The following is a 24,592-nucleotide window of genomic DNA, read 5'->3' on the forward strand; positions in this document are numbered from 1 at the left end:
CCTTATGCAATAGCTGACGTTTATTAGCGCGGTACCGCGACACTGGCGATCTCTTCTGCCGTCAGCGCGCGATATTCGCCTGGCTGCAGATCTTCATCCAGCGTGATTTCACCGATACGCTCACGATGCAGTGCCACCACATGATTACCGACTGCGGCAAACATGCGTTTCACCTGATGATAGCGCCCTTCGCTGATGGTCAGACGCACCTGATTGTCGCTGACCACTTCCAGCTGTGCCGGTTTAGTCAGTGATTTCTCATTATGTAGCTGGATGCCATCGGCAAACTGCTGCGCGGTATCGTCACTGAGCGGATTTTCCAGCGTCACCAGATAGGTTTTCTCACAGTGGTGACGCGGTGAGGTGATACGGTGCGACCACTGACCATCGTCAGTCATCAGCACCAGCCCGGTGGTATCAATATCCAGACGCCCCGCCGCATGCAGTTTGTATGCGGTCGGTTCCTCGAGGAAATAGAGCACTGTGGGATGATCGGGGTCGTCAGTCGAGCAGACATAACCTTCGGGTTTATTCAGCATAAAGTAGCGCGGGCCGAACTGCTGCTGCAGCGGGTTACCGTCATACTCAACCTGGTGCTCTGGCTCCAGTTTAAATGAGGTATCACGAACGATTTCGCCATCGACCGTGACACGTTTACCGCGAATTTCGCGTGCAGCGATTGCCCGGCTGATTTCCAGTTGCTGAGATAAAAATTTATCGAGTCGCATTAAATCTGCTTTGCCTGTTTTCTTGAAATGAAGTCCGACGTCTGCCTTGCGACAAACGTTTGAAAGGCGGCGTACGCCCGGAAAGGTATTTGCAACAGTATAACCAGAGTTCCGCGCGGCTAACAGAGGCGATCGCGCCGTTCACTGGCTTTCATGGCATAATGCGACTCTGTTTCCAGAATTGTTGTCTTGTCATGTCGTTTACTCTGCGTCCCTATCAGCAGGAAGCGGTTGATGCTACGCTCAGCTACTTCCGTCGTTCTCAGCAACCAGCGGTGATTGTACTGCCGACCGGTGCCGGCAAAAGCCTGGTGATCGCCGAACTGGCGCGACTGGCGCGTGGTCGCGTGCTGGTACTGGCGCACGTCAAAGAACTGGTGGCGCAAAACCACAGTAAATACCAGGCGTACGGACTGGAGGCCGATATCTTTGCCGCCGGGCTGCAACGCAAAGAGAGCCGCAGTAAAGTGGTATTCGGCAGTGTGCAATCGGTCGCGCGCAATTTGCCGCTGTTTGACAGCGCCTTTTCACTGTTAATTGTTGATGAATGCCACCGCATCAGCGATAACGAAGACAGTCAGTATCAGCAAATCCTCCAGCATCTGCGCCAACATAATCCCCAGTTGCGTCTGCTTGGCCTGACGGCCACCCCTTATCGCCTCGGTAAAGGCTGGATTTATCAGTTTCATTATCACGGCATGGTGCGCGGTGACGAAAAAGCGCTGTTTCGCGACTGCATTTATGAACTGCCACTGCGTTATATGATTAAACACGGCTTTCTGGTGCCGCCCGAGCGGCTGGATATGCCAGTGGTGCAATATGATTTTAGTCGGCTTAGCGCGCAGGCAAATGGTCTGTTCAGTGAGGCCGACCTGAACCGTGAGCTGAAACAGCAGCAAAGAGTCACCCCGCTTATTATTCAACAAATTGTTGAGTTTGCCGCCGACCGAAAAGGCGTGATGATTTTTGCCTCCACCGTCGAGCATGCCAAAGAGATCCTCGGCTTACTGCCGGAGGGTAAAGCGTTAATCAGTGCCGATACGCCGGGGCCGGAGCGCGATGCCACTATCAACGCGTTTAAAGATCAGCAGTTACGCTATCTGGTGAATGTGTCGGTGTTAACCACTGGCTTCGATGCGCCGCACGTTGATCTGATCGCCATTTTGCGCCCTACCGAATCCGTCAGCCTCTATCAGCAAATTGTCGGTCGCGGTTTACGCCTGTGTGAAGGCAAAAGCGATTGCCTGATCCTGGATTATGCCGGAAATCCTCATGATCTTTACACGCCGGAAGTCGGCGCACCCAAGGGGAAAAGCGATAATCAGCCGGTGCAGGTGTTTTGCCCCGGCTGCGGTTTTGCCAATACCTTTTGGGGAAAAACCACCGCCGATGGCACCATCATTGAGCATTTTGGCCGTCGCTGTCAGGGAGTACTGGAAGATGATGATGGCCATCGCGAACAGTGTGATTACCGTTTTCGCTTTAAAAGCTGCCCTCACTGCAATGCAGAAAATGATATTGCCGCCCGTCGCTGCCATCAATGTGATGCAATACTGGTCGACCCCGACGATATGCTGAAAGCGGCGCTAAAGCTGAAGGATGCGCTGGTACTGCGCTGCGGCGGTATGGAACTGACCCACGGCAGCGATGAGAAAGGTGAATGGCTGAAGGCCAGCTATTTTGATGAAGATGGCACCAGCGTCAGTGAGCGCTTCCGGCTGAAAACTCCCGCGCAGCGTAAGGCTTTTGAACAGCTGTTTATGCGCCCTCATCAGCGCGCCCCCGGCGTTCCGCTCGGCTGGGAAAGCGCAGCGGACGTGGTAGCAATGCAGCCGCTGCTGCGCCATCCCGACTTTGTCGTCGCTCGCCAGCAGCGCCAGTTCTGGCAGGTTCGCGAAAAAATTTTCGACTATCAGGGCCGCTTCCGGCGCGCTAATGAGTTGCGCTGACGCTGTATTGATTGCCCGAGCCGGCAAACATCGCTATAATGCCGCCCGCTTTTGCTATGCGGAAGCTGAACGATTTAAACCGTTTATCCAACCTGTTGCTGGGTCGCCTGTAGCAGGAACATTTATTGAAGAGAATCAACAATGATCACTATCAATGTAGAAACCCGTAAAGAGCAGGGTAAGGGTGCGAGCCGCCGCCTGCGTTTAGCTAACAAATTCCCGGCCATCATTTATGGCGGTGAAGATGCAGCTGTTGCTGTCGAACTGGACCACGACTCCGTAATGAACATGCAGGTTAAGCCTGAGTTCTATACCGACGTTTTGACTCTGGTTGTTGATGGTAAAGAAGTTAAGGTTAAAGTTCAGGCTGTTCAGCGTCACCCGTTCAAGCCAAAACTGCACCACATCGACTTCGTTCGCGCTTAATTGCCGAACGGGTTGAAGAAAAAACGCCGCATTTGCGGCGTTTTTTTTTGTCTGACGATCGGGCGGAACAGCTTCCGCCACATCCGTCACTTACCGCCGGTACGACGCTGCAGCTGATCGCGCAGATTTGGTGGCGTACCTTTAATCGTCAGCGTATCGGTCGCCGGATCCCAGAAAATGCGCTCGCCCAGCAGCATGGCATCAAAATTCAGGGTTAAACCGCCACCGCTGCCAGCAAATTTGGTCAGCTGACGCAGGGTGCCACGGTCCGCCGGGAAGCTCTCTTCCAGCTCATAGCCCTGATCCTGAGTAAACGCCTGGAAGCTTTTCTCGCCCAGTGGTGGTAACTCATTAGAGAGATCTTCCAACGCAATCTCTTCACCGGCCTGCAACTGCTCGTTACAGTAGCTGTAAACCTGCTGACGATAATTCTGCCGCTCGCCTTTATCCAGCTGCGATTCCGCACAATAGTCATCAACCGCCTGCAACAGGCCGCGGTTCTGCGCTTTGGTATCCAGGCCGACGCTGGCACCAAGGAAATCCATAAAGAAATCCGCAACTTTACGGCCAACTCGCCCGCGCAAGAAAGTCAGGTAGCGTGTTGACTCCGGATTGGTTTCCCACTCGGTCAGATCGATGCGCGCTACAATATCTGCGTGATTAATATCAAGATAATGCGTCGTGCTGATATCAAGCTCTTCATTGACACGCATACTGTTCTGGCTGCTTAGCACTGCGACCAGCAAATATTCCACCGCCAGGTAGCGATAGTGACAAAACAGCACCACGCCGCCTTCAGCAAAGGGATATTTTGCCAGCTCGTCACGCAACCGGCCGGTTGCTGCACGGCTAAATGCGAGAAAATCGTCCTCGCCTTTACGACAATTGCGCAGTGCATCGGCCAGCTCGCTCTCTTCGTTGAACAGACCGTAGGCTTTGCTTTTAGCGCTGTAAACGCGATGCAGCTCTTCCACCATCGCTTCAACGGTGGCATTGGTTGGCAGCAGCGACTCACGCAATACCAGCTCCAGCGTCTGCTCGTCTCGCTTAATCAGCTGGTGAAGGGCAATCTGGTCGATATCCAGACTCATGGTAGACTCTCCTTTATGGCACAGGCGCGTATTCAATCACTGCGCGACGCCTCAATCAACCACCAATTAACATGCTTCTTACGATAAAAGTGCGGTAAAAATCGCGCTGATACGGTAAGATACCGCCCTTTAATACTTGAATAATTCTACTTATGCCACAATCATCCCGTTATAGCGACGAACGCGTGGAGAAGCTCCTCGCCGAACTGGTCAACGTGCTGGAAAAAAACCAGACGCCAACCGATCTTTCCCTGATGGTTTTAGGAAATATGGTGACCAATTTAATCAATACCAGCGTTGCGCCGGCTCAACGCCGCGTGCTGGCTCGTTCCTTCGCCGATGCACTTCAGTCTTCAGTCCGCGAAGATAAAGCCCATTAATGTGATGATCCAGACCCGACTATGGTAACCAACCGGCAGCGCTACCGTGAAAAAGTCTCCCAGATGATTAGCTGGGGGCACTGGTTCGCTCTGTTTAATATCATTTTTGCCTTAATTTTAGGCAGCCGCTTCCTGTTGATAGCCGACTGGCCCTCTTCATTACCCGGTCGTATCTATGCGTTTACCAGCTGGATTGGTCACTTTAGCTTCCTGGTGTTTGCTGCCTATCTGCTGATCATCTTCCCGCTGACGTTTATTGTGATGTCACAACGGCTGATGAGATTCCTCTCAGCGATTGTTGCCACGGCCGGGATGACGCTGCTGTTAGTTGACAGCGCGGTGTTTAACCGTTTCCACCTGCACCTTAACCCGGTGGTGTGGGAACTGGTGGTCAACCCCGATCAAAGCGAAATGGCGCGCGACTGGCAGCTGATGTTTATCAGCCTGCCGCTGATTTTCCTCGTGCAGATGCTGTTTGCTACCTGGAGCTGGCAGAAGCTGCGCAGCCTGAACCGGCGCAGCTTCGGTAAGCCGCTGGCGGCGCTGTTTATTACCGCCTTCTTTACCAGCCACCTGATGTATATCTGGGCTGATGCCAACTTCTATCGTCCGATAACCATGCAGCGCGCTAATCTGCCGCTCTCTTATCCGATGACCGCTCGTCGCTTCCTTGAGAAACATGGCCTGCTGGATGCCCAGGAATACCAGCGCCGTCTGGTTCAGCAGGGTAATCCGGAAGCGCTATCGGTGGCTTATCCGCTGAGCGATATCAGCTTCCGCGATGCTGGCAGTAAAAACAATCTGCTGGTGATTACCGTTGATGGATTGAATGAAGCCTCAATGGCCAAAGCTCTGCCGAATCTGAGTCAATTTGCCGCGGAAAACGTGCGCTTTAACCAGCATTTCAGTGCGGGTAGTTCCAGCGATGCCGGATTGTTCGGCCTGTTCTATGGTATTTCACCCAGCTATATGGACGGCGTATTGTCCTCACGCATTCCGTCGGCGCTGATGAATGCGCTGAGTAAACAAGGTTACCAGTTCGGCCTGTTCGCTTCGGATGGTTTCAGCTCGCCACTGTATCGCCAGGCGCTGCTGACCGACTTCTCCCTGCCCTCTTCGGCAAACCAGTCCAATGCGCAAACCACCGCGCAGTGGGAAAACTGGCTGGACAGACAGCAACCTAACGGCACGCCGTGGTTCTCCTATATTTCCTACGATGGCCTGAACGATCTGGACAGTAACGCTGAGGATTTCAGCCGTCGTTATCTGCGCAGCGCTAGCAAGGTAGATCAGCAGATTCAACAGGTACTGGATCGATTAAAAGAGAAAGACCTGCTGAAAAACACCGTGGTGGTGATCACCGCACAGCGCGGTGTGGCACTTAATGATCATGATAACAGCAAGGGTAACCGCGCCATCTTGCAAGTTCCGCTGGTAGTGCACTGGCCAAATACACCGGCGCAGCAGGTGAATAAGCTGACCAATCATCAGGATGTGATGACCACGCTGATGCAACGCCTGTTACATGTGCGTACCGCACCGGGAGAGTACTCTCAGGGTGAGGATCTGTTTGCTGCCCAACGTCGTCATAATTGGGTCGCCAGCACCGAGGCACACCAGTTAGTGATCACCACGCCGCAAATTACGCTGGTCCTGGATAACAACGGCAGCTATCAGGCTTACGATCGGCAAGGCGAGCGCCTGAAGGACCATAAACCGCAGCTGGCGCTGCTGTTACAGGTGCTGACGGAAGAAAAACGATTCATTGCTAACTGATTATTAATTAAGCAGTTAAGCGATTTCTGGCTTGCAATCGATCGCGGAAAAGGTAGTATAAAATCACTGTTCGGCACGTAGCGCAGCCTGGTAGCGCACGGTCATGGGGTGTCCGGGGTCGGAGGTTCAAATCCTCTCGTGCCGACCAAATTATCCCAACGTTTTGTCCGGTGATGTCCAGACAAAACTACAATAAACAGTTTAAACAGTAGGTTACCTCAACCTGCTGTTTTTCTGTTGTCTAGCGAAATCCAGATTGATAAAGTGGAATCCACCTGATTTAGGCATACCTGTGGGCATACGTTTCTAAGATTGCCTTTTTAGATATGCCTAAGCCTTCCAAGGAACAGAATGGAGACTGCTTATGGCAAGACAGACCAAGCCCCTAAACAACACAGAAGTTAAGAACGCCAAAGCTACTGAACGGGCATTAGTTCTCTACGATGGAGATGGTCTGGAATTGCAGGTTACTCCTGGAGGCTCGAAGCTCTGGCGTTTCCGTTACTACAAACCTTACACTCGCAAACGAGCCATGATTAGCTTCGGTTCTTACCCTTCCGTCACACTATCCGAAGCCCGACAGAATCGTGAGGTAGCTCGTTCCCTTTTGAGCAAAGACATCGATCCACAGGAGCATAAAAAGTCAGAGCAGCTTCGTCAAAAGAGTGTGAGTGAAAGCACATTTGAAAAAGTTGCAGCGGAATGGTTTAAGACGAAAGAAGCTGCGGGTTTAGCAACTCACACTCTCAATGATATCTGGCGTTCATTGAGTAAGTATGTGTTCCTACATATTGGCTCTATGCCCATTTCCAGCATTACTGCTCAGCAATTCATTGCTGCTCTTGAACCTACACATGCAGCAGGCAGGCTGGAAACAGTAAAACGGCTTACACAACGTATCAACGAAGTCATGGATTTCGCTCTGAACTCTGGTTTAGTCAGTTCAAACCCAGCAGCGCGAATTGGTAGAACATTCCATAAACCTAAAGTTAAACATCGCCCTGCCCTTTTACCTGAACAACTTCCCCTTCTGATGAAGACTCTCGCATTTGCCAGTATTGGCAGACAAACACGTTGTCTCATCGAGTGGCAGCTACTGACTATGACAAGACCCGGAGAAGCAGCAATGACCCGCTGGGATGAGATTAACTTTGAGACTAAGGAATGGCGCATTCCGGCTGGCAGAATGAAAATGAAACGGGAACACGTCATTCCGTTGTCAGAGCAGGCATTTGGTGTATTAGATGTCATGAAGCCAATTAGTCAGCATAGAGATTTTGTTTTCCCCGGTTATCGAAACCCGCTTGAACCGATGAACAGTCAGACTGCTAACATGGCGCTGAAACGAATGGGATTCAAAGATCTGTTAGTAGCTCATGGTATGAGATCAATTGCCTCAACTATCCTTAATGAGAAAGGTTTCCCATCTGACGTGATTGAAGCAGCTTTGGCTCACATTGATACAAATGAGGTTAGAAGAGCTTATAACCGTGCCCAATACTTGGAACAACGTAGAGAGATGATGGCTTGGTGGGGGCAATATATTGTCAATGCTTCAAATGGCTTATTTCATATTTCTGCTTCATTAAGTTAATACAATTATTTTAAACTGAGAGATTAATATTCAATAGCCACCTGCCAAACCATTCATATCATCCAACAAAGAAATACAGATAAATTATCATTGAATATTAGAATATAACACACCACCTTAGCATGAAATAAAGCGGTGTGTTAAATATCTTTGATAATTTTAAGTAAAATTATTTTAAAAACTAAGATTTACTTAAAGCTGTAAACTTATCAAATGATGCTTGAAATTGACTCAATCCTTTTTCTTCAATCAAATACTTCAAATACCGTGACAAGTCATTTTGAACTTTTATTTTCGTAAGTTGAGCATCTAAACTGTCATTAGAAAAGATGTTCTCAATAAAATTTTCAAGCTCAGATATAAAAACCTCAGGAAAACAATAACCCTCAGAAATTAGAACTAACTTAAAAATATAATCTTTCGGTTCTTCGCAAGAGAAATTCAATATTTCATCCTTAACAAAGCTATCAATCTCATCGCGAACCTCATCATTTCCTATTCTTCTAATATTAAGAAGTAATTTCTCAGTATAAAACCTCTTTGACCTTATTTCTATATTTTCCACTTTTGAAATCAACATTTTTACTAAAGAAACATTTTCATATTTATAACCGTGCACAGTTGAAACATGATACAAGTTATTAAGAATACCTATATCCAAAGATATATTGTCATAACCGTTAATTTTTTCATAAATAATCTTTTCAACAATAATGTCAATAATATTGAGAATTATTTTATTTGATCTATTGTATAAATAATTATTAACAGAAATAAAATACATAATGCTATCATAGAGATCAGTGCCTTGCGTTCTAAAATAGGATACCGACAAGATATTCTCGATGATATTTTTTAACTCTACTTCGTTCCAACGAATAAAGCTTAGTATGATAATTATATTTTTATAACAACCATCAACGAATGTCGAATAAATATTCGATTGATCTTTATCCTTGAAAAGCAAACATATGTTTTTAAGAGACTCTAAAACATACTTTTTAACATAACGAATTTCTTTACATTCCATGTGTATTATTTCGAATATTATTTTATTTTCTAACAGCTTGTTTGCAAAGCTTTTAACTACATCATGCTTGCAATATTTTATTAAAATGAAAACATCAACAAGTTGAATTTTGAAATAATTCTCGCTAAAGTTATAGTTTAAACTATCCATAACTGTGTCTTCAAACAAAGACTTAGTTTCTATGTAATTTTCAATAAAAAGGTCGTTCCCTAAAATGAATTTAATATAAGGGTAAAGCTTTGCTCTTATATTGGCTTCATCAGCAGAATAAGCAATACCACCATTATTCCTAATATCCGAGTATTTCCTATACTTTCTTGTCTCTACGCTAAACCTATAATACGCCTTGTAAATCTCTTTAAACTCTAAAATGTCAACAAGCTCATTTAAGTCAGATTGTAGATCATTTGGAAAGTCCTTAATTCTATTCTTATAATTAAAACAATTAAACTCATTAAGTAAAATTATACAAGTGCTATAGTGTCTATCATTAACATTTTTAGCATGGCTTTCAACTCGCTGATAAACTGAATCAAAATTAGCCATGTTAATGGTAGCCATAATGAAGTTACTTTCATCCAGGTAAAAATTAACTTTTGACAAATAAAAACTCAAAACATCCTTGAAATTATTATTCATCATCATAATTTCTAAACTATTTTTACTGTACTTAAAAGTAAGTTTATTTAAAATATTTTCACTTACATTATCCGTTCTCTCCAGAATTTTGTATTCTTTTCCAGATATTAAAACTGAATCAATAAATGCTTTATTAAGAATAGCATCAAAACTAGCTTTGCATTTATCATTTCCACTCAAGAACAACGAATTATATATAAAATTTATTTTTCTTTTATATACATCATAATCATTTGTCAAAAGATTATCTGGAAATTCTAATCTGACCTTTGGTATAAAATTGATAGTACAATTAGTTATTTTTTTTGTTATCTGTTCTGGAAGAAGAACATTATACTGCTTTAAAGCTCTAAATTTATACTCAAAATAATCAATTATTTTATTATTAATAACCTTTAGAAGTTTTTTATCATTCAAATTATTCTCAGAAAACTTTAACATTTCTATAATTAGTGCGCCTCGATCTGCGATAGTGTTTAGGTCATCAAAGAAACAACCATACAGATTTTCATATGTCATTTTTTTTGTAGTAGGAGTAAGTAATGAAATCCCATGATTATTAAGATATTGAGCATGCGCATAACTGAAGTCTTTTTGGATTAAAAATTTGTTAGGTGTAGCTTTAGAGATATTTGTAATCCAAGTAATAATTTGCTTTAAATTATAATCGCTATATGAGTAACCAAGAAAAACGATAGTGCAAGTAGAGAATATTCCTTTTATATAATTCTCAATCAAAGGGAAATTTTTATTATACTGTAAGTAATCATCCTCTTTGAATACGAAGTTGTGCTGTTTAAAGTCCCCATGCATCTTTATTATTTTTTTATCTAACTTACTCTGAGCCAAGTCTATATCTGAACTTATAATGTCATATGGCAGCGCCATTGATTTCACCGTTTTTTCAATCAAATCATCCCAATTAGTTGTAATTATATAATGTGGATTTAATTCAAAAATTTTCTTATGATAATCACTTGGTTCAAGTTCTCTGATAGAAGATTTTATTTTATTAACATATGAATGCTGACCAAATTTCAAAAAATAAAGCTGTGCTATTTTTAAATAATCGCCTTCATCCACAACACCTAACTCTTCTTTTAACTCCTGTATTAGCTCACCCCAGCTTGGTATTTTTAACAATTCAGTTTCGCTGAATTTAGAATAGCCAGCACCTATAAAAAAAACTAATTTGTTATTTTCTTTAGCGTCAAGTATCTCTTTGAGATTACTTTCTAAAAATGACAAGTACTCCATTTCCCACCCTCTCACTCGAATTATGAAATCAATCTTCTGATAGAAAAAACTTAATCTTAAGTCTTGATATTTACACTGTCATACTTAAAAACCAGTTTATTCTTATATAAAATCATTTATATTTTGTTGATGCACTATTTCTTCCATTCCATTTACCTTGCGAGGATATTGAGTGAATTTAATAACTGAGTGTCCAAGGTTTCCCTTACCTGTGTGGGTAGCCCATTTGCAACTCTATAATTCTTGATGGCTGTTCGTGTTGCAGGCCCCATACTCCCGTCAATACTACCGTTGTAAAAACCTTTATCGAGCAAGGCGAACTGCACTCTCATGATCAACCGCTTACGTTTTTCTGTATCCGAAGTCAGCCCGCTACTTGCTCGATTAGCACCTGTGGTTCCTGCTGAGTTTGTTGTGGTTGTGCTATCTGTGTCATTAGAGCGAAGTGAACGGACAGAGGAGGAGGAGGAGCGAGTTCCTGAACTGGATGAGTCTGAGGTGCTTGGCGAGCTGTATGTTTTGGGATAGTAAGGAGCGCTTCCGCCATAGTAACCTCCGCCTGATGAGGAACGGTGTGAGCTATGGCTACGATGAGAACTGTGACTTCTGTGTCCTGCAATGTAGAACGGCACTTCGGTGTTGAGCGGGGCTATAACCAAATCATGTTCGTTCAAAGCCATACCAGGTAAGTCACTGGCACCGGTAGATGAATCACTTGCCCATACAGAGTTATTAAGAGCCAAAAATCCAGGAAGCAGAGCCGCGAAATTAAACTTTTTCATATTATTGGTCTCGGAGGTTGATGAAAACGGCCTTTTGATGAACTGAAATAACCAGCACAGGAAGACTTCTGAGTGCATTCATCACATTCTTTAGGATAGTAATTTTTCCAATCAGAGATCGACTGAGCAGCAAGCTCCCAGGCTCTTTCAGGAAGATGACACAAAGGATAATTAAAAATTGTTAGAGGTATGCCTGACCTGTGTGCAGCGTCTATGGCGGAGGTTATTTTCTCACCATAACTGCTGTGCTCAATGAAGATTGTTGACCAGTTCTTTCGTGCCCAACCGATAGATTCTAACCCCATAAGGGAAATCTGATTGATGTTGGAGAACACACGGCCAACGAACTCAACAATATCATCCAATTCTGTATAGTTAGCCAGTGTCGGAATAACTCTAAGTTCGATATTAATCCCTGAGTTTCCTGCATTGATTAACCCCTTAACCGTTTCATTAAATGCGCCATTACTCCCTACAAGATGGTCATGCACAAGTGGTCTTGATGAGTAGAGCGGGATACCAAAGGTGATTTTGATCTTTTTGCTTCGCTTTGCCATTTCCTGAGTAAAGTTGGTATCAGCAAATTTGCGTCCGTTTGTTAATACATGCAAAGCAGTATCTGGTGAGTTCTCGATGATAAAATCAATGAAATGTAGGAAATCATCTCCATACAGCAGAGGTTCACCACCGCTGACCCCAACAACTCCATTCAAACCAAATGAAGCTATAGCAAGGGCTGATTGGGTAAGCAGCCAGTCATCATTTGCTTTCTTTGGTGGCTGGGAACAAAACAGGCACAGGTTATTGCAGCGTTCCGTAACTAAGACAGTATTATGATTGGCTCTGCGGGACAGAATAACGCGTATCATATTGCCATTGTTGATTATGCCAATATCTCCATCTTCAATTGACTCAAATAATTCAGTGTTAATAACAGAGTAATCAAAGCATGGTTGAATGGCATAATTATTGCCTTCAGCAACTACCAGTAAATTGGGCAAAAAGAATAAAGGGTTCACTGGTTTTTGTTTGCATAACCTATAGAACCCCGTGGGCACATTCTTTTTTGAAGAAAAATGAAAGATATCATTCCTGATAACCTCAGACATATGCCCATCCTTTTAGCATCTCAGCCTTCGGACCACCTTCTGAGATGGAGTTCATCAGATACCTGAACATCCCCTTGTGATACTGACAAAACGTTGAACGACTCCTGTCACCGACAGGCTCACCTTGTACACTTATGTTCTGGCATGGGTCTGCACCGCAAAATGGTTGATACGCGCATGTATCACAACCTGGCAGAGCAAAATTGAACGATGAACTCAATACTGCGTTATAGTAAGGACTCTTGGAAAATGATAGCGTCTTAACCTCCCCCGCACTGAACTCCGTTTCAGGATTCACTTTCTGCAACATACGGCTCTCGTCGCTACCATATACTCGACCGTCATAATTGAAAAGAATACTGTTAAGCACGACCCCACCTGGCGACTTCAAATCCGCATAACCACTAAAATCGGGATTGAAGATCCTTTTCAGATGAATGGAGGCCGAATGTTCCACAACCCTTATCCCTTCATTGTTGATCTTAAGGATTTCATCTATCAACGAGGCATAGAAACTTAAGTATTCGTCCATAGAAAAGGTGAACGATGCTTTTTGTGCAAACCCATAAGGACTAACAGGTCGGATAAACATGTCCTTGAGGCCAAGAGACAAGTGAGCCTGGACAATCGATTCAGGATGCCTGATAAGATCTTTAGTAACTGTAGTAACCGTTGCAACGCGACCAGCGCCTAAAGACCGTTTGATAGCCTCTACCCCTGACACTGTTCTACTGTACGCAAGCCCATGACCAAGAATTCGATTACTGTTATGAACAACTTCCTCACCATCAAGCGAAACAGAGAACGTTATGTTCCTATCTCTCGACCATTCAAGCATTTCCTTATTCAAGACAGACAGGCTTGATGCTACCACCATCTCAAAATCGGTGATTCCCAGAGTTTCAGCACATTGCTCATAGATAGACTGAATTAAATCGAACCGCAATAGTGGCTCTCCACCCTGTATCTCTATCTTGTAAGGTGGTGTCGATAGTTTTTTGATAGTAGAAATGATATCAGGGATGAGATCGGGATTTAGATCATAACCAGAGGCGTTCACGGAAGCTCTACTGACCTGACAATACTTGCAGGTATGGTCGCAACGTAGCGTGGGCACAATCATGAAAATTGGCCTGACCGCCAGTTCATTCATCAATCGTTTTGCAAAAGCAGAACTTAAAGCATAGGGTGTTATAGTCGATGAGCTTTCGTGGGTTATGAAAAGCTTGCTCTCTAGTGCGTTTGAATGCTCCGTACTGATTTGCTCATCAGAAAGATCAAGCAGCTCTTGCTCATCAATGAAGTGGTGAAAGCCAGCGAGATTGCTTATAAACACCTGTCCATTAGGCAATCGGTCAAAATTGAATGGCATCAATTCCATTATGAAAGCCTTTCATCGACACTGCGAAGCACTTTATGGACAATTGAATCTCTCAACGCCCCTGTTTTATGATGTAATTTTTCTCGCAAAGTGTAATCATTCAGCAGCCTATCGAATTCATAGAGGCATTCGGTACTATCATTTTCAAAAGAGATTGTCCAATAAGATATATCCTCACAGAGTTTCCACTGAGTAAGCGGAGTCATCCAATAGAGGCTACTGCGTATTACCCATTCAGAATAAAGTTCTTTTCTAAACATCCTTTCGCACATTGCCTTTACCTCACAAAACTAATAATCACAATCAGCAACCGCTTTAAAGCGGATTTTTCCTTTAGAAATGAGGATACACAATTTAATTAATGTGTTACAGGATATTAGCATTTGAGTGAAGATTCTGAAAATGATGTTGCTAATGCTTCAACAATTTTTAAACAGAAAAAATTTCCTCCTGACGAGATCGAAGATGCATTGATACACATCGATACTAACGAAGCCAAAAGAGCCTACAATCGCTCACAATACCTTGAAAGACGTAGAAACATTATGAGCTGGTGTGACCAGCCCCCAGGATTAGATACAAGGCTCAGTTAGTAATTTCGGATCCTTCTCTCTCAGAATTACCCTTTCTCCAGCCCGCCGTAAATTCAGACGGCGTCTGATAATTCAGCGTGGAGTGCGGGCGACATTCGTTATAATCCTGACGCCATTCACTGATGGTTTTCCTGGCATAATTGACGTCACTGAACTTGTGTTCATTCAGGCATTCATCGCAAAAGCGTTCGTTAAAACTCTCAATAAATCCGTTCTGTGTCAGCTTACCGGGCTGGATAAGTTGCAGCCCCACGCCATGCTCAAAGGCCCATTGATCGAGCGCGCGGCAGGTAAATTCCGGGCCCTGATCAGTTCTTATCGTAGCCGGATAGCCGCGAAACAGCGCAACGCTGTCAAGAATTCGCGTGACCTGCACGCCTGAAATCCCAAAGGCAACAGTGACAGTCAGGCATTCCTTTGTGAAGTCATCGACGAAGGTGAGGCACTCGATCCTGCGACCAGTAGCCAGCGCATCGATGATGAAATCCATCGACCAGATCAGATTGGGCGCCGCCGGGCGGAGCAGCGGCAGACGTTCTGTTGCCAGCCCTTTACGACGTCGTCTGCGTTTTACGCCCAGCCCGTTCAGATGATAAAGGCGGTACACGCGCTTGTGATAAACATGAAGCCCTTCACGGCGCAGTAACTGCCATACGCGGCGGTAGCCAAAACGCCTGCGCTCCAGTGCCAGCTTAGTGATGCGCCCTGATAAATGGGCATCAGCTGCTGGACGCTGAGCGTCATAGCGGCAGGTAGACAGGGACAAACCTGTGAGTCTACAGCCACGACGTTGCTACAGACCGGTCGCATCACACATCAACACCACAGCTTCGCGCTTCTGGTCTGTTGTCAGTACTTTCGCCCAAGAGCCACCTGAAGCGCCTCCTTATCCAGCATGGCTTCGGCAAGCAGCTTCTTGAGTCTGGCCTTCTCTTCCTCAAGCGACTTCAGGCGCTTAACCTCAGGCACCTCCACACCGCCATACTTCTTACGCTAGGTGTAAACGTGGCGTCGGAAATGGGGATGTTCTCATGTGGCTTATGAAAACATTACTAACATCGGAGTATACGAATCAACGGGGAGCAGGTCAGATTAACAGTCCATCAACATTGCCACTTCAAGCCAGCTCCGAAAATTTTAATTCAGACTCAGAAATGACAGCATATTAAAAAAGCTTTTTTCTTCAAATTCGCAGTAAAAAATCGTCTTTTAAGTTATTTACCCCCCATCCCTCAATAGTTACACTACTTCTATGGATCTTATAACAACATAAGGATGATGAAAGAATGGCTATTCCGGGCAATATGTGGCTCTATGATGATGGAGGCGCGCTCATTAAAGGCGGCTGTGACGTAGCGGATAGAGAATTCAGCATCGAGTTTAAAGGGTTTCATCATAACCTTTCTATACCCACAGATAACGCTACTGGTAAACCCACGGGTACCCGCCAACATTCACCAATGCTTATCGTGAAGGAGTTCGACTATTCCAGCCCATACTTATATAAAGCGGTTGCCACTGGTCAGAATCTCAAATCTGCTGAGATCAAGTGGTATAAAATCAATGATGCTGGTCAGGAAGTAGAATACTTTAACATGCTGCTTGAAGGTGTTCGGATTGTCTCAGTATCTCCAACTATGGCTGCGCCAGAAGATAACAATAATAATCATATCGAAACAGTCGAGTTACGCTATGAGAAAATCACCTGGAAGCATTGCGAAGGCAATATAATCTACAGCGACGCATGGAACGACCGTCAAACCGCTTGATAGGTGATTGAATGGATACGACTGAGGAGCTTAATGGAACGTACTTCTACCACGGACAAAGTAATCTGTCGTCAGGTGAACTTTTCGACGTGATTTTTCTTGAGCAATTTTGCGATGAGCTTGGAATTGGCATTGAATCCGGTGCGGCTATTTTATCCGGTCAACCATGGTTAAAGACGCGTCAAAAACCTGGTGCCGCTATCAAAGGTACAAGCGTCATTTCTAAGTATGGAAGAATGCTTCTTAGAGACACGCGAATACCTTTCGGGATCAGAGTTCCTACACCTGTCGGCTTAAGGATACAGAAGACCAACAAACTTGCCGCAGTTATAGCACGTTACGTTCCGTGGTTGGGGTGGATTGGCCTTATAAACTCACTTTACCAGGTATCAAGAAAGACTCAGGCTAAATACAACCTGATTGCCCGACCGAAAGATCGCATAATGTGGACATCTTTCTGATGAGTACTATTCAAAACGAAGTGCTGGCACTATTCCGGGAAGAAATTCCCGGATATTTAGACAGCGACTGGAAAGAAATACCTCTTGAACTTGATTCAGACCTGTTTGAATCACCTGGCGATGACTTTAAAGATGCGATTAGGAAATTTGAAAAAATCTTTAAAGTGGACTTATCTGTTGTTGATTGGTCTTGTTACTTTCCCTGGGAAAACACTCCCCTGGTAACCCGATGGTTCAAAGCAAAACGGGAACAAATTGAGCAGACACGCCAACCATTAACCGTAAGAATGTTCGCTGAATCTGCAAAAGCTGGAAGATGGCTGTATGATTAAACAAGTTCATACCACACCTGCCCTATTATTAGGGCAAGCCAGCAATTTTACTGGCTCTTATATGATCTTAACTGATGCTCATCTGTCCTGTCGTTGATGCTTTTTTAGTTGGATTTAAGAATGACCTACTTGGGGTGTTTAATGTCATTGCATAAATCACTTATCTGGCAGTTTAAAGCCGTAACTGAGGAGCGGGCAAAGCATCAGCTCTATTGATGATCGCGGCGATACAACGCCCACTCGTCTATACGCTCGCCACCCGGCAGTAAACAGTCCGATCGGGTGCCCTGAGTCGTCTGAATATTCTCTGACTTGCCGCCCTTCTGCTGACAATATACAGAAGCCGGATTCGCCATTCCCATAACATTTGGCGGTACGGGTGCTTCACGCTGCGCCGAACATCCCGCCAATAACGTTAACATCATCAAACTCACTAATTTCTTCATCGATAACCTTAATTAAATAAGTTAACTGTCGGGGTTTACACCTGCATACTATCAGGGTTGGCACCGAATCACAGTATTCTGCCGATACCGCTAATTAGCCTTGAACGTACCGCTTCAGGCAGCAAATCCGTCTGGCCTTTTTCTCAATTCATCTGATTGCAACAAAAATGTCACATAACTCTCTTAAGCTGTTAGCACAAAATTACCCATTCGGACTCATTTATCATGGTAATCATCAAAGCAAAAAATGACCGGGACGCTGAAGAGTTGCTGCACTCAGGGATTAATAAAGTAGAACTGGCTTATGATATCGGCAGCGACGATTTCTTTCGTCTTGCCAGCCGTTGGTGTGATAAAGGCGCGAGAATTACCAAAGGCCACAACCATTTTATCGTGTCGCTGAAGGGCTTCTCCATTCCGCCGAATGATTAAACGCACGGTTGCTGACTAATCGTTAATTCAGAGCAGCGCAACGGCTGCTCTGACTCTCCATCGCCCTGCCTGTTGATTGAAATTATCCCTCATTGCTGCTGTAATCGAACCTCACACTACTCACTCTCTGCAGGCTATGTTTAACCCCTTCTCAGCTATTGCCTTCCCGGCCAGCCGGTTTATCAGCCAGCTGCAGCAGACCACGCTGCTCGCTAACCCGTGGCTGAGCCTGACGGAAATTCGTTTTGATGTTCAGCAGTTTGATCCGGCGCTGTTTGCTTTCTATCATATCCCGCAACCGGCTCATTTGAGCCAGGCGGTAATCAAGCGCCGCGCTGAATATCTCGCCAGTCGCTATGCCGCGCGAGTTGCACTGGCATCGTCAGGAATCGTTGATTTTACGCTGGAAAATGACGCCGACCGCGCACCCATGTGGCCCAGGGGTATCATCGGCTCACTGTCACACACCGCACAACGGGCGGTGATTATCAGCGCAGCTGACCGGCCGCAGCGCCTGGCTGGGGTTGATGTTGAACAACTGATGAAAGCGGACAATGCGCTGGAGTTGAGTGAAATGATTGTCTCGGCCAGCGAACTGCATCATTTAAGGCAGTGCGGTCTGCCGCTGACTACCGCACTCACGCTGGCTTTTTCGCTGAAAGAGAGTCTGTACAAAGCGCTGTATCCGCACCTGCGGCAGTTTATGGATTTTCACAGTGCGGAAGTGACGAAGCTGGATGGCGAGACTGGCGAGGCGTGTTTGCGACTGACGCGCAGTTTCAGCGCTGAATTTCCGGCCGGACGCCAGTTCAGCGGCTATTTTCAACAGCAACAGGATGAAATCATCACGCTGGTCGCGGATGAGATTCACCCTGCTGGCGGTTAATCCCGGATCTGATGCGACTCGCTGTCAGAGCGCTGCGCAGGCAGATCGCGGATATCAACACCGTACAGCTCCATCATCGGCATCATCGCCTCTATCACCCGACAACTGTCCAACGTTGCCATGCCAGAGGGTACATGGAAAAAGTGCGTAAAATGCAGCCATAAACCTTTCATCGTTGCTCTCCTCTGTCGAATGAAGTGCCATTAAAGCGCGACATGCGGCGAGAGCAAAATGCTAATTTCTGCCAACAAAACCCATCCAACAGCAATACGCCGCTTATCCCGTTTAATGGCTTCATTAAGCAATTTTTGTTGTTTTACATCATCTGACAGCAACTTCAATAATTGCCGGTACTGAATGCTTTTAAGGAATCAAGCTGATGACCTGGCGACTGAGCCTGTTAGACAAAAGCCCGCTTGCCGACGGTGAAACGCCAGCACAGGCCCTGGCACGCACCCTCGAACTGGCGAAACGTGCTGAAGAGTGGGGATTTCACCGCTTCTGGCTGGCGGAACATCACAATACGCCCTCGCTGGCCAGCCCGTCTCCAGAAGTGCTGATCGCCTGGATTCTGGCGCAGACCAGCCGGATACGCGTCGGGTCTGGCGGCGTAATGTTGCAACATTACAGTCCGTATAAGGTGGCAGAAAACTTCAATTTACTGGCCACGCTGGCACCGGGCCGCGTCGATCTGGGCGTGGGTAAAGCGCCGGGCGGATTGCCGCTCTCAACACGCGCCTTGCAGCAGGGTTTGCATCAGGACGAGAAAGGCGACTTTACCGCACAGCTGGAACAGCTGGATGGCTGGTTGCGCCCTTCCCCCGTAGATCAACAGCAGGACACCCTGCATGCGACTCCGCTGCCGGCACTGCCCGCGCAGCGTTTTTTGCTGGGAGCCAGTGAAGGCAGCGCGCGTCTGGCGGCCAGTCTTGGCTGGCAATTTGTGTTTGCCGCACATCTTAATGGCGACAGTGAAGAGCAGGCGCGGGCGCTGACTGCCTATCATCTCGACAGCGGCGGCCAGCGGGCGATACTGGCGGTTCAGGTTATTGTTGCCTCTTCACCGGCCGAAGCGAATATTCTGGCGCAGGATCTACAACAATACCGCGTACATACGCCTGCCGGTCAGAGCGTGACCGTCGGTAATCTAAAACAGGCCGAAGCCTTTATTCGCCAGTCAGGCGCTGAAGGCGCGCGAATTGAGCCGCGATCCGCTGCGGTATTAAAAGGCACCGCCGCACAGGTTCATGCGCAATTAGAGGCACTGCACCAGCGATTTGCCATTGAAGAATTTATAATTGATACGCCAATCAGTAATGGGCACGACAGAATTAAATCCCTCGAATTATTAGCCAGTCACCAACTGGTGGCGGCATAACAGTAAAAATGATGATAGCCAAAATAAAAGGTCAATAAGGCCTGATCAATATTAACAAATGGAGTATTGATGACCACTGCACTGAGTCAGCAGCTTATTTCCTGGCGACGTGAGCTGCATAAAAACCCGGAACTTTCCGGCGAGGAATTTGCCACCAGCGAGCGTATTCGGCGCTGGCTGGAACAGGCAAATATCCGTCAGCTTAATTATCCACTGAAAACCGGTGTAATCGCCGAAATAGGCACAGGTGAACCGTTAATTGCGCTGCGCGCTGATATTGATGCTCTGCCGATTGAAGAGAGCAGCGGAGTGGAGTTCACATCACATCACCCTGGCGTAATGCATGCCTGTGGGCACGACGTCCACAGCTCGGTTATGCTGGGAGCCGCACTGCTGTTGAAAGCGCGTGAAGCCGATCTGCCTGGACGCGTGCGCATACTGTTCCAGCCTGCTGAAGAGACCTTTACCGGCGCACAGCAGCTGATTGATGCTGGCGTGCTGGAAGGCGTACAGGCAATTTTTGGTATGCATAATGCACCTGAATTACCGGTCGGCACCTTCTCCGCGCGGGGTGGTCCGTTCTACGCAAACGTTGATCGCTTCGTGATTCGCGTCACCGGTAAAGGGGCCCACGCCGCACGTCCGCAGGAAGGAGTAGACTCGATTGTCACCGCCAGCCAGATCGTTACCGCGCTGCAAACTCTGCCCAGCCGCAGTTTCAGCTCACTGGAGTCGGTGGTGGTCAGCGTGACCCGCTTCCAAGGCGGTAATACCTGGAATGTGCTGCCGCAGACAGTGGAGCTGGAAGGTACGGTGCGTACCCATAACGACAGCGTGCGCGCAGCAATACCGGAGAAAATACGCCAGATAATACAGGGTGTTGCGGCAGCTTTCGGCGCACGAGTTGAGCTGGAATGGCAGGCCGGACCGCCGGCACTGGTGAACAGCGAGCACTGGGCAACCTTTAGCCAGCAGGTGGCTGCCGCCAGCGGCTATCAGCTAAAACCGGCAGAGATTCAGATGGGCGGTGAGGATTTTGCCTTCTATTTGCATCATGTGCCGGGGGTATTTGTCAGTATTGGCAGCGCCAGTGAATATGGCCTGCATCATCCACAATTTAATCCCGATGAAGCGCTGATTCATCCCGCCGCGAATTATTTCGCCCGGCTGGCGGAACAGGCACTGACTTCGCTGACGCAAACCCCTTCACAGGCAGTGAATGCCTGATTGTCCGGCGGGATATTCCCGCCGGGCTTATTGATATTTACTGCTGTTAATTGCCGGATTTGTTGTTTTACTAAATTAGCTCACTCAGGAATAGTGCTGTTTAACAGTTGAATACATTGAGTGAAATATGGCAACGCAACGACAATTACGCTTAGGAACAATATTACACGGCGCATCGGGAAATATGTCTGCCTGGCGTCATCCCAATGCCCAACCTGATGCCAGTATTAATTTAGACTTCGTCAAAAGCGTGGCGAAAAAAGCCGAGCAAGGAAAACTCGATTTTCTGTTCGTTGCCGACGGACTGTATATTAATGAAAAATCGATCCCGCATTTTTTAAATCGCTTCGAGCCGATTACTCTGCTCAGTACACTGGCCAGCGTCACCACCCACTTAGGTCTGGTCGGCACCCTGTCCACTTCTTACAGCGATCCATTTACCGTCGCACGTCAGTTCGCCAGCCTGGATCATTTAAGCGCCGGTCGCGCTGGCTGGAATGTGGTGACGTCCCCGCTGGAAGGGTCGGCCAAAAACTTCTCACGCCAGCAGCATCCGGAACATGCGCTGCGTTACCGTATTGCCGATGAGTTTCTCACCGTCACCAAAGGATTGTGGGATTCATGGGAAGAAGATGCGTTTATTCGCAATCAGCAGAGCGGTGAGTTTTTTGACCCAGATAAGCTGCATACCCTGAATCATCACGGTGATTTCTTCCAGGTGCAGGGGCCACTTAATATTGGACGTACCCCACAGGCGCGCCCGATTATTTTTCAGGCCGGCGCATCGGAAGATGGCAAAAAACTGGCAGCCCGCCACGCGGATGCCATTTTTACCCATCATCCAACGCCGCAGGAAGCGCAGCAGTTTTATCAGGACGTTAAGCATCAGTTAGTGGCAAACGGACGTCGGCCAGAAGATCTGCATATTTTCCAGGGCGTCAGCGTCATCGTCGGTGACGATGCTGAAGATGTCGAACGGCAGTATCAGACCACTGCCGCGCTGGTCTCAATTGAGGATGCGCTCAACTACCTCGGTCGCTTCTTTGAACATCATGATTTCAGTCAGTATCCGCTGGATGCGCCCTTCCCGGAACTGGGCCAGCTGGGTCAGAACAGCTTTCGCAGCACTACCGATGAAATTAAGCGTAAAGCGCGTGAGCATAACCACAGCCTGCGTCAGGCCGCGCTGGAAGCCGCGACCCCACGCCCGCGGTTCCACGGCACGCCGGAACAGGTCGCCGATGGTCTGCAGCACTGGTTTGAAATCGGCGCCGCTGACGGTTTCATTATCAACGGCGGTACCCCGGACACCTTCCCGCGCTTTGTCGATCGCGTGGTGCCTATTTTGCAGGCTCGCGGCCTGTCACGCAGTGAATATCCCGGCACCACCCTGCGCGCAAGCCTTGGTTTAGCCACACCAGCCAATCAATTTTCTGCACAATAAGAGTGTGAATCGATGAAAACTAAAAAACTATTTGCCGTCGCCCTGCTTTCCTCACTGATGTTCAGCGGGCTGGCAGCCGCAGAGGAAGTGACACTGAACGGCCAGGGCGTTAGCGTTGAAGCCAATCAGCAACCGGTTAATGCGCCGAAAAATCCCGCCGCTATCGCACAAATTCCTGCCGGGCATCGCTTTGCCGTACCGGGAAAATTCACCGTGGCAGTGGCGGCACTGAACTCGCCACCGCTGACATTATTTGCCGCCGACAATAAAACCCTGCTGGGCAGCGAGGCCGATATTGCCCGTCTGGTAGCCGACAGTCTTGGTCTGGAACTGAATGTGGTGCCGACCTCGTGGGAAGACTGGCCGCTGGGCGTCGCCTCCGGCAAATATGATGCCGCCATCAGCAACGTCACCGTGACTAAGGAGCGTAAAGAGAAGTTCGATTTTGCCACCTACCGCAAAGACTCGCTCGGTTTCTACGTCAAATCCACCAGCAAAATTGCCAGCATTGAGAAAGCCGAAGATATTGCCGGTCTGCGAATTATCGTCGGATCAGGCACGAATCAGGAGGCGATCCTGCTCGCCTGGGACAAAGAAAATCAGGCCAAAGGGCTTAAGCCTTTTACTCCGGTCTACAGCAAAGATGATGCCGCGCAAACGCTGGCATTACAGTCCGGACGTGCTGACGCCTACTTTGGCCCCAATGTGATTGGCGCATGGAAAGCCGCGCTGACCGGTAAAACCAGGCTGGTCGGCAGTGTCGATGGCGGCTGGCCGAAAGCGGCGCACATTGCGGTCACGCTGAAGAAAGGCGGTGGTCTGGTCGAACCGGTAAACACCGCGCTGAACGGCGTGATTAAAGGCGGTGAATACGACAAAGTGCTGAACCGCTGGGGTGAAGGTATTGAACGCATCGGACAGTCTGAAATTAACCCGCCAGGCCTCGGCGACTAGGGGAAAAATAATGAGCCAGACACATTTTCGTCAGCTCTCGCCGGAAGCCCCGGAGCTGGAGCCGATTATCACCGGGCTGTTTGCTGAATATCAGGCGCGTTACGGTGACTATTTTGACAGTAAAAACGAGGTGGAGCTTACCGAATGGTATCTGCCGCCGCAGGGCTTATTTATCGTGCTGGAGCGTGACGGCGAGATCATTGCGATGGGCGCTTACAAAGCCCTTGATGCGCAAACTGCCGAACTAAAACGTATCTGGACACGCAGTGATTTACGCCGCCAGGGGCTGGCACTGATAATTTTACAGGAGCTGGAGCGGCGCGCGCGTCTCGCTGGCTATCAGCAGGTCTATCTGACCACGGGTTTTCGCCAGCCTGAAGCGGTGCGTCTTTATCTCGCCCACGGCTATCAGCCGCAGTTCGATATCAACCGCGATCCGGAAAGTTACAGCCTGCCGCCACACGATGGTCGCCTGCGCTTTACCAAACCGTTAGCCATCGCGGCAACCGCTCAGGCCAGTTAAGGAGC

At 47.4% G+C, this 24,592-nt stretch carries 25 protein-coding genes, 1 tRNA gene and 1 pseudogene; 17 read left to right on the plus strand and 10 right to left on the minus strand.

Annotated features, from left to right (window positions below; genetic code table 11):
- Positions 1 to 23 precede the first annotated feature (23 nt).
- Complete coding sequence (rsuA, locus tag RIN69_RS15220; protein WP_313852815.1) at positions 24 to 728, minus strand: 16S rRNA pseudouridine(516) synthase RsuA; 705 nt, start codon at positions 726 to 728, stop codon at positions 24 to 26.
- A 194-nt stretch (positions 729 to 922) separates the two neighbouring features.
- Here rsuA and RIN69_RS15225 point away from each other — a divergent pair, with 194 nt between their 5' ends.
- Both RIN69_RS15225 and rplY read left to right on the plus strand, forming a co-directional pair.
- Complete coding sequence (locus RIN69_RS15225) at positions 923 to 2,677, plus strand: DEAD/DEAH box helicase (RefSeq protein ID WP_313852816.1); 1,755 nt, start codon at positions 923 to 925, stop codon at positions 2,675 to 2,677.
- A 141-nt stretch (positions 2,678 to 2,818) separates the two neighbouring features.
- Entirely contained in the window at positions 2,819 to 3,103 is a 285-nt protein-coding gene (rplY, locus tag RIN69_RS15230; protein ID WP_313852817.1) for a 50S ribosomal protein L25, read from the plus strand.
- A gap of 86 nt (positions 3,104 to 3,189) precedes the next feature.
- Here the strand turns inward: rplY and yejK are convergent, their stop codons facing one another.
- Positions 3,190 to 4,194, minus strand: coding sequence for a nucleoid-associated protein YejK (gene yejK / locus RIN69_RS15235; RefSeq protein WP_313852819.1), 1,005 nt, complete (start codon positions 4,192 to 4,194; stop codon positions 3,190 to 3,192).
- 152 nt (positions 4,195 to 4,346) lie between these two features.
- On the opposite strand from yejK, the gene RIN69_RS15240 reads away from it, so the two are divergent.
- The 4 genes from RIN69_RS15240 to RIN69_RS15255 all read left to right on the plus strand — a co-directional run bounded on the left by RIN69_RS15240 (position 4,347) and on the right by RIN69_RS15255 (position 7,944).
- Entirely contained in the window at positions 4,347 to 4,574 is a 228-nt protein-coding gene (locus RIN69_RS15240; protein ID WP_313852820.1) for a YejL family protein, read from the plus strand.
- Positions 4,575 to 4,595: 21 nt separating this feature from the next.
- The gene (yejM, locus tag RIN69_RS15245; RefSeq protein ID WP_313852821.1) at positions 4,596 to 6,350 is read left to right on the plus strand and encodes an LPS biosynthesis-modulating metalloenzyme YejM; all 1,755 of its coding nucleotides are present in this window, start codon (positions 4,596 to 4,598) and stop codon (positions 6,348 to 6,350) included.
- 71 nt (positions 6,351 to 6,421) lie between these two features.
- A tRNA-Pro gene (locus tag RIN69_RS15250) sits at positions 6,422 to 6,498 on the plus strand.
- A 216-nt stretch (positions 6,499 to 6,714) separates the two neighbouring features.
- A complete protein-coding gene (locus RIN69_RS15255; protein ID WP_157352637.1) occupies positions 6,715 to 7,944 on the plus strand; it encodes an integrase domain-containing protein in 1,230 nt (409 codons plus the stop codon).
- Positions 7,945 to 8,125: 181 nt separating this feature from the next.
- Here the strand turns inward: RIN69_RS15255 and RIN69_RS15260 are convergent, their stop codons facing one another.
- The 5 genes from RIN69_RS15260 to hxsD all read right to left on the minus strand — a co-directional run bounded on the left by RIN69_RS15260 (position 8,126) and on the right by hxsD (position 14,414).
- Complete coding sequence (locus RIN69_RS15260) at positions 8,126 to 10,870, minus strand: SIR2 family protein (protein ID WP_313852823.1); 2,745 nt, start codon at positions 10,868 to 10,870, stop codon at positions 8,126 to 8,128.
- Positions 10,871 to 11,022: 152 nt separating this feature from the next.
- Complete coding sequence (gene hxsA, locus RIN69_RS15265; RefSeq protein ID WP_313852826.1) at positions 11,023 to 11,652, minus strand: His-Xaa-Ser repeat protein HxsA; 630 nt, start codon at positions 11,650 to 11,652, stop codon at positions 11,023 to 11,025.
- The gene (gene hxsC, locus RIN69_RS15270; RefSeq protein ID WP_313852827.1) at positions 11,649 to 12,761 is read right to left on the minus strand and encodes a His-Xaa-Ser system radical SAM maturase HxsC; all 1,113 of its coding nucleotides are present in this window, start codon (positions 12,759 to 12,761) and stop codon (positions 11,649 to 11,651) included. The genes hxsA and hxsC overlap by 4 nt, the downstream gene beginning before the upstream one ends.
- Positions 12,754 to 14,142 carry a His-Xaa-Ser system radical SAM maturase HxsB gene (gene hxsB, locus RIN69_RS15275; RefSeq protein ID WP_313852828.1) on the minus strand — a complete coding sequence of 463 codons (1,389 nt, stop codon included), beginning with the start codon at positions 14,140 to 14,142 and terminating at the stop codon, positions 12,754 to 12,756. The genes hxsC and hxsB overlap by 8 nt, the downstream gene beginning before the upstream one ends.
- Positions 14,142 to 14,414 (minus strand): His-Xaa-Ser system protein HxsD, encoded by a 273-nt coding sequence (hxsD, locus tag RIN69_RS15280; RefSeq protein WP_313852830.1) that lies wholly within the window; start codon positions 14,412 to 14,414, stop codon positions 14,142 to 14,144. The genes hxsB and hxsD overlap by 1 nt, the downstream gene beginning before the upstream one ends.
- A gap of 111 nt (positions 14,415 to 14,525) precedes the next feature.
- Here hxsD and RIN69_RS15285 point away from each other — a divergent pair, with 111 nt between their 5' ends.
- Entirely contained in the window at positions 14,526 to 14,735 is a 210-nt protein-coding gene (locus RIN69_RS15285) for a hypothetical protein (RefSeq protein WP_313852831.1), read from the plus strand.
- Here the strand turns inward: RIN69_RS15285 and RIN69_RS15290 are convergent.
- Positions 14,728 to 15,754: pseudogene (locus RIN69_RS15290) on the minus strand (IS3 family transposase); the annotation flags it as partial. The gene RIN69_RS15285 and the pseudogene RIN69_RS15290 sit on opposite strands and share 8 nt — an antisense overlap.
- Positions 15,755 to 16,021: 267 nt before the next feature.
- Here RIN69_RS15290 and RIN69_RS15295 point away from each other — a divergent pair.
- Genes RIN69_RS15295 through RIN69_RS15305 form a run of 3 tightly spaced genes read left to right on the plus strand, consistent with a single transcriptional unit; the run spans position 16,022 to position 17,297 of the window.
- The gene (locus RIN69_RS15295) at positions 16,022 to 16,504 is read left to right on the plus strand and encodes an Hcp family type VI secretion system effector (RefSeq protein ID WP_313852832.1); all 483 of its coding nucleotides are present in this window, start codon (positions 16,022 to 16,024) and stop codon (positions 16,502 to 16,504) included.
- 11 nt (positions 16,505 to 16,515) lie between these two features.
- The gene (locus RIN69_RS15300) at positions 16,516 to 16,965 is read left to right on the plus strand and encodes an STM2901 family protein (protein ID WP_313852834.1); all 450 of its coding nucleotides are present in this window, start codon (positions 16,516 to 16,518) and stop codon (positions 16,963 to 16,965) included.
- Complete coding sequence (locus tag RIN69_RS15305; protein WP_313852835.1) at positions 16,950 to 17,297, plus strand: DUF1493 family protein; 348 nt, start codon at positions 16,950 to 16,952, stop codon at positions 17,295 to 17,297. The genes RIN69_RS15300 and RIN69_RS15305 overlap by 16 nt, the downstream gene beginning before the upstream one ends.
- Positions 17,298 to 17,506: 209 nt before the next feature.
- Here the strand turns inward: RIN69_RS15305 and RIN69_RS15310 are convergent, their stop codons facing one another.
- Positions 17,507 to 17,743, minus strand: coding sequence for a putative hemolysin (locus RIN69_RS15310; protein ID WP_313852837.1), 237 nt, complete (start codon positions 17,741 to 17,743; stop codon positions 17,507 to 17,509).
- A gap of 225 nt (positions 17,744 to 17,968) precedes the next feature.
- Here RIN69_RS15310 and RIN69_RS15315 point away from each other — a divergent pair, with 225 nt between their 5' ends.
- Both RIN69_RS15315 and RIN69_RS15320 read left to right on the plus strand, forming a co-directional pair.
- Positions 17,969 to 18,175, plus strand: coding sequence for a hypothetical protein (locus RIN69_RS15315; protein ID WP_313852839.1), 207 nt, complete (start codon positions 17,969 to 17,971; stop codon positions 18,173 to 18,175).
- A gap of 136 nt (positions 18,176 to 18,311) precedes the next feature.
- Positions 18,312 to 19,061 carry a 4'-phosphopantetheinyl transferase family protein gene (locus RIN69_RS15320; RefSeq protein WP_313852841.1) on the plus strand — a complete coding sequence of 250 codons (750 nt, stop codon included), beginning with the start codon at positions 18,312 to 18,314 and terminating at the stop codon, positions 19,059 to 19,061.
- Here RIN69_RS15320 and RIN69_RS15325 read toward each other — a convergent pair.
- Positions 19,058 to 19,234, minus strand: coding sequence for a hypothetical protein (locus tag RIN69_RS15325; protein WP_313852842.1), 177 nt, complete (start codon positions 19,232 to 19,234; stop codon positions 19,058 to 19,060). The two genes, RIN69_RS15320 and RIN69_RS15325, sit on opposite strands and share 4 nt — an antisense overlap.
- A 206-nt stretch (positions 19,235 to 19,440) precedes the next feature.
- Between RIN69_RS15325 and RIN69_RS15330 the strand changes: the two genes are divergently transcribed.
- The 5 genes from RIN69_RS15330 to RIN69_RS15350 all read left to right on the plus strand — a co-directional run bounded on the left by RIN69_RS15330 (position 19,441) and on the right by RIN69_RS15350 (position 24,587).
- A complete protein-coding gene (locus RIN69_RS15330; protein ID WP_313852843.1) occupies positions 19,441 to 20,439 on the plus strand; it encodes an LLM class flavin-dependent oxidoreductase in 999 nt (332 codons plus the stop codon).
- 69 nt (positions 20,440 to 20,508) lie between these two features.
- Positions 20,509 to 21,666, plus strand: a complete 1,158-nt coding sequence (locus RIN69_RS15335) for an amidohydrolase (RefSeq protein ID WP_313852844.1) — start codon at positions 20,509 to 20,511, stop codon at positions 21,664 to 21,666.
- Positions 21,667 to 21,793: 127 nt separating this feature from the next.
- The gene (locus RIN69_RS15340; RefSeq protein ID WP_313852846.1) at positions 21,794 to 23,110 is read left to right on the plus strand and encodes an LLM class flavin-dependent oxidoreductase; all 1,317 of its coding nucleotides are present in this window, start codon (positions 21,794 to 21,796) and stop codon (positions 23,108 to 23,110) included.
- Between the two features lie 12 nt (positions 23,111 to 23,122).
- Positions 23,123 to 24,064, plus strand: a complete 942-nt coding sequence (locus tag RIN69_RS15345) for an ABC transporter substrate-binding protein (RefSeq protein ID WP_313852847.1) — start codon at positions 23,123 to 23,125, stop codon at positions 24,062 to 24,064.
- A 10-nt stretch (positions 24,065 to 24,074) separates the two neighbouring features.
- Complete coding sequence (locus RIN69_RS15350) at positions 24,075 to 24,587, plus strand: GNAT family N-acetyltransferase (RefSeq protein WP_313852848.1); 513 nt, start codon at positions 24,075 to 24,077, stop codon at positions 24,585 to 24,587.
- Positions 24,588 to 24,592: the final 5 nt, after the last annotated feature.

It is taken from the genome of Winslowiella toletana (assembly GCF_032164335.1).
GTDB classification, from domain to species: Bacteria; Pseudomonadota; Gammaproteobacteria; order Enterobacterales; family Enterobacteriaceae; genus Erwinia; species Erwinia toletana_A.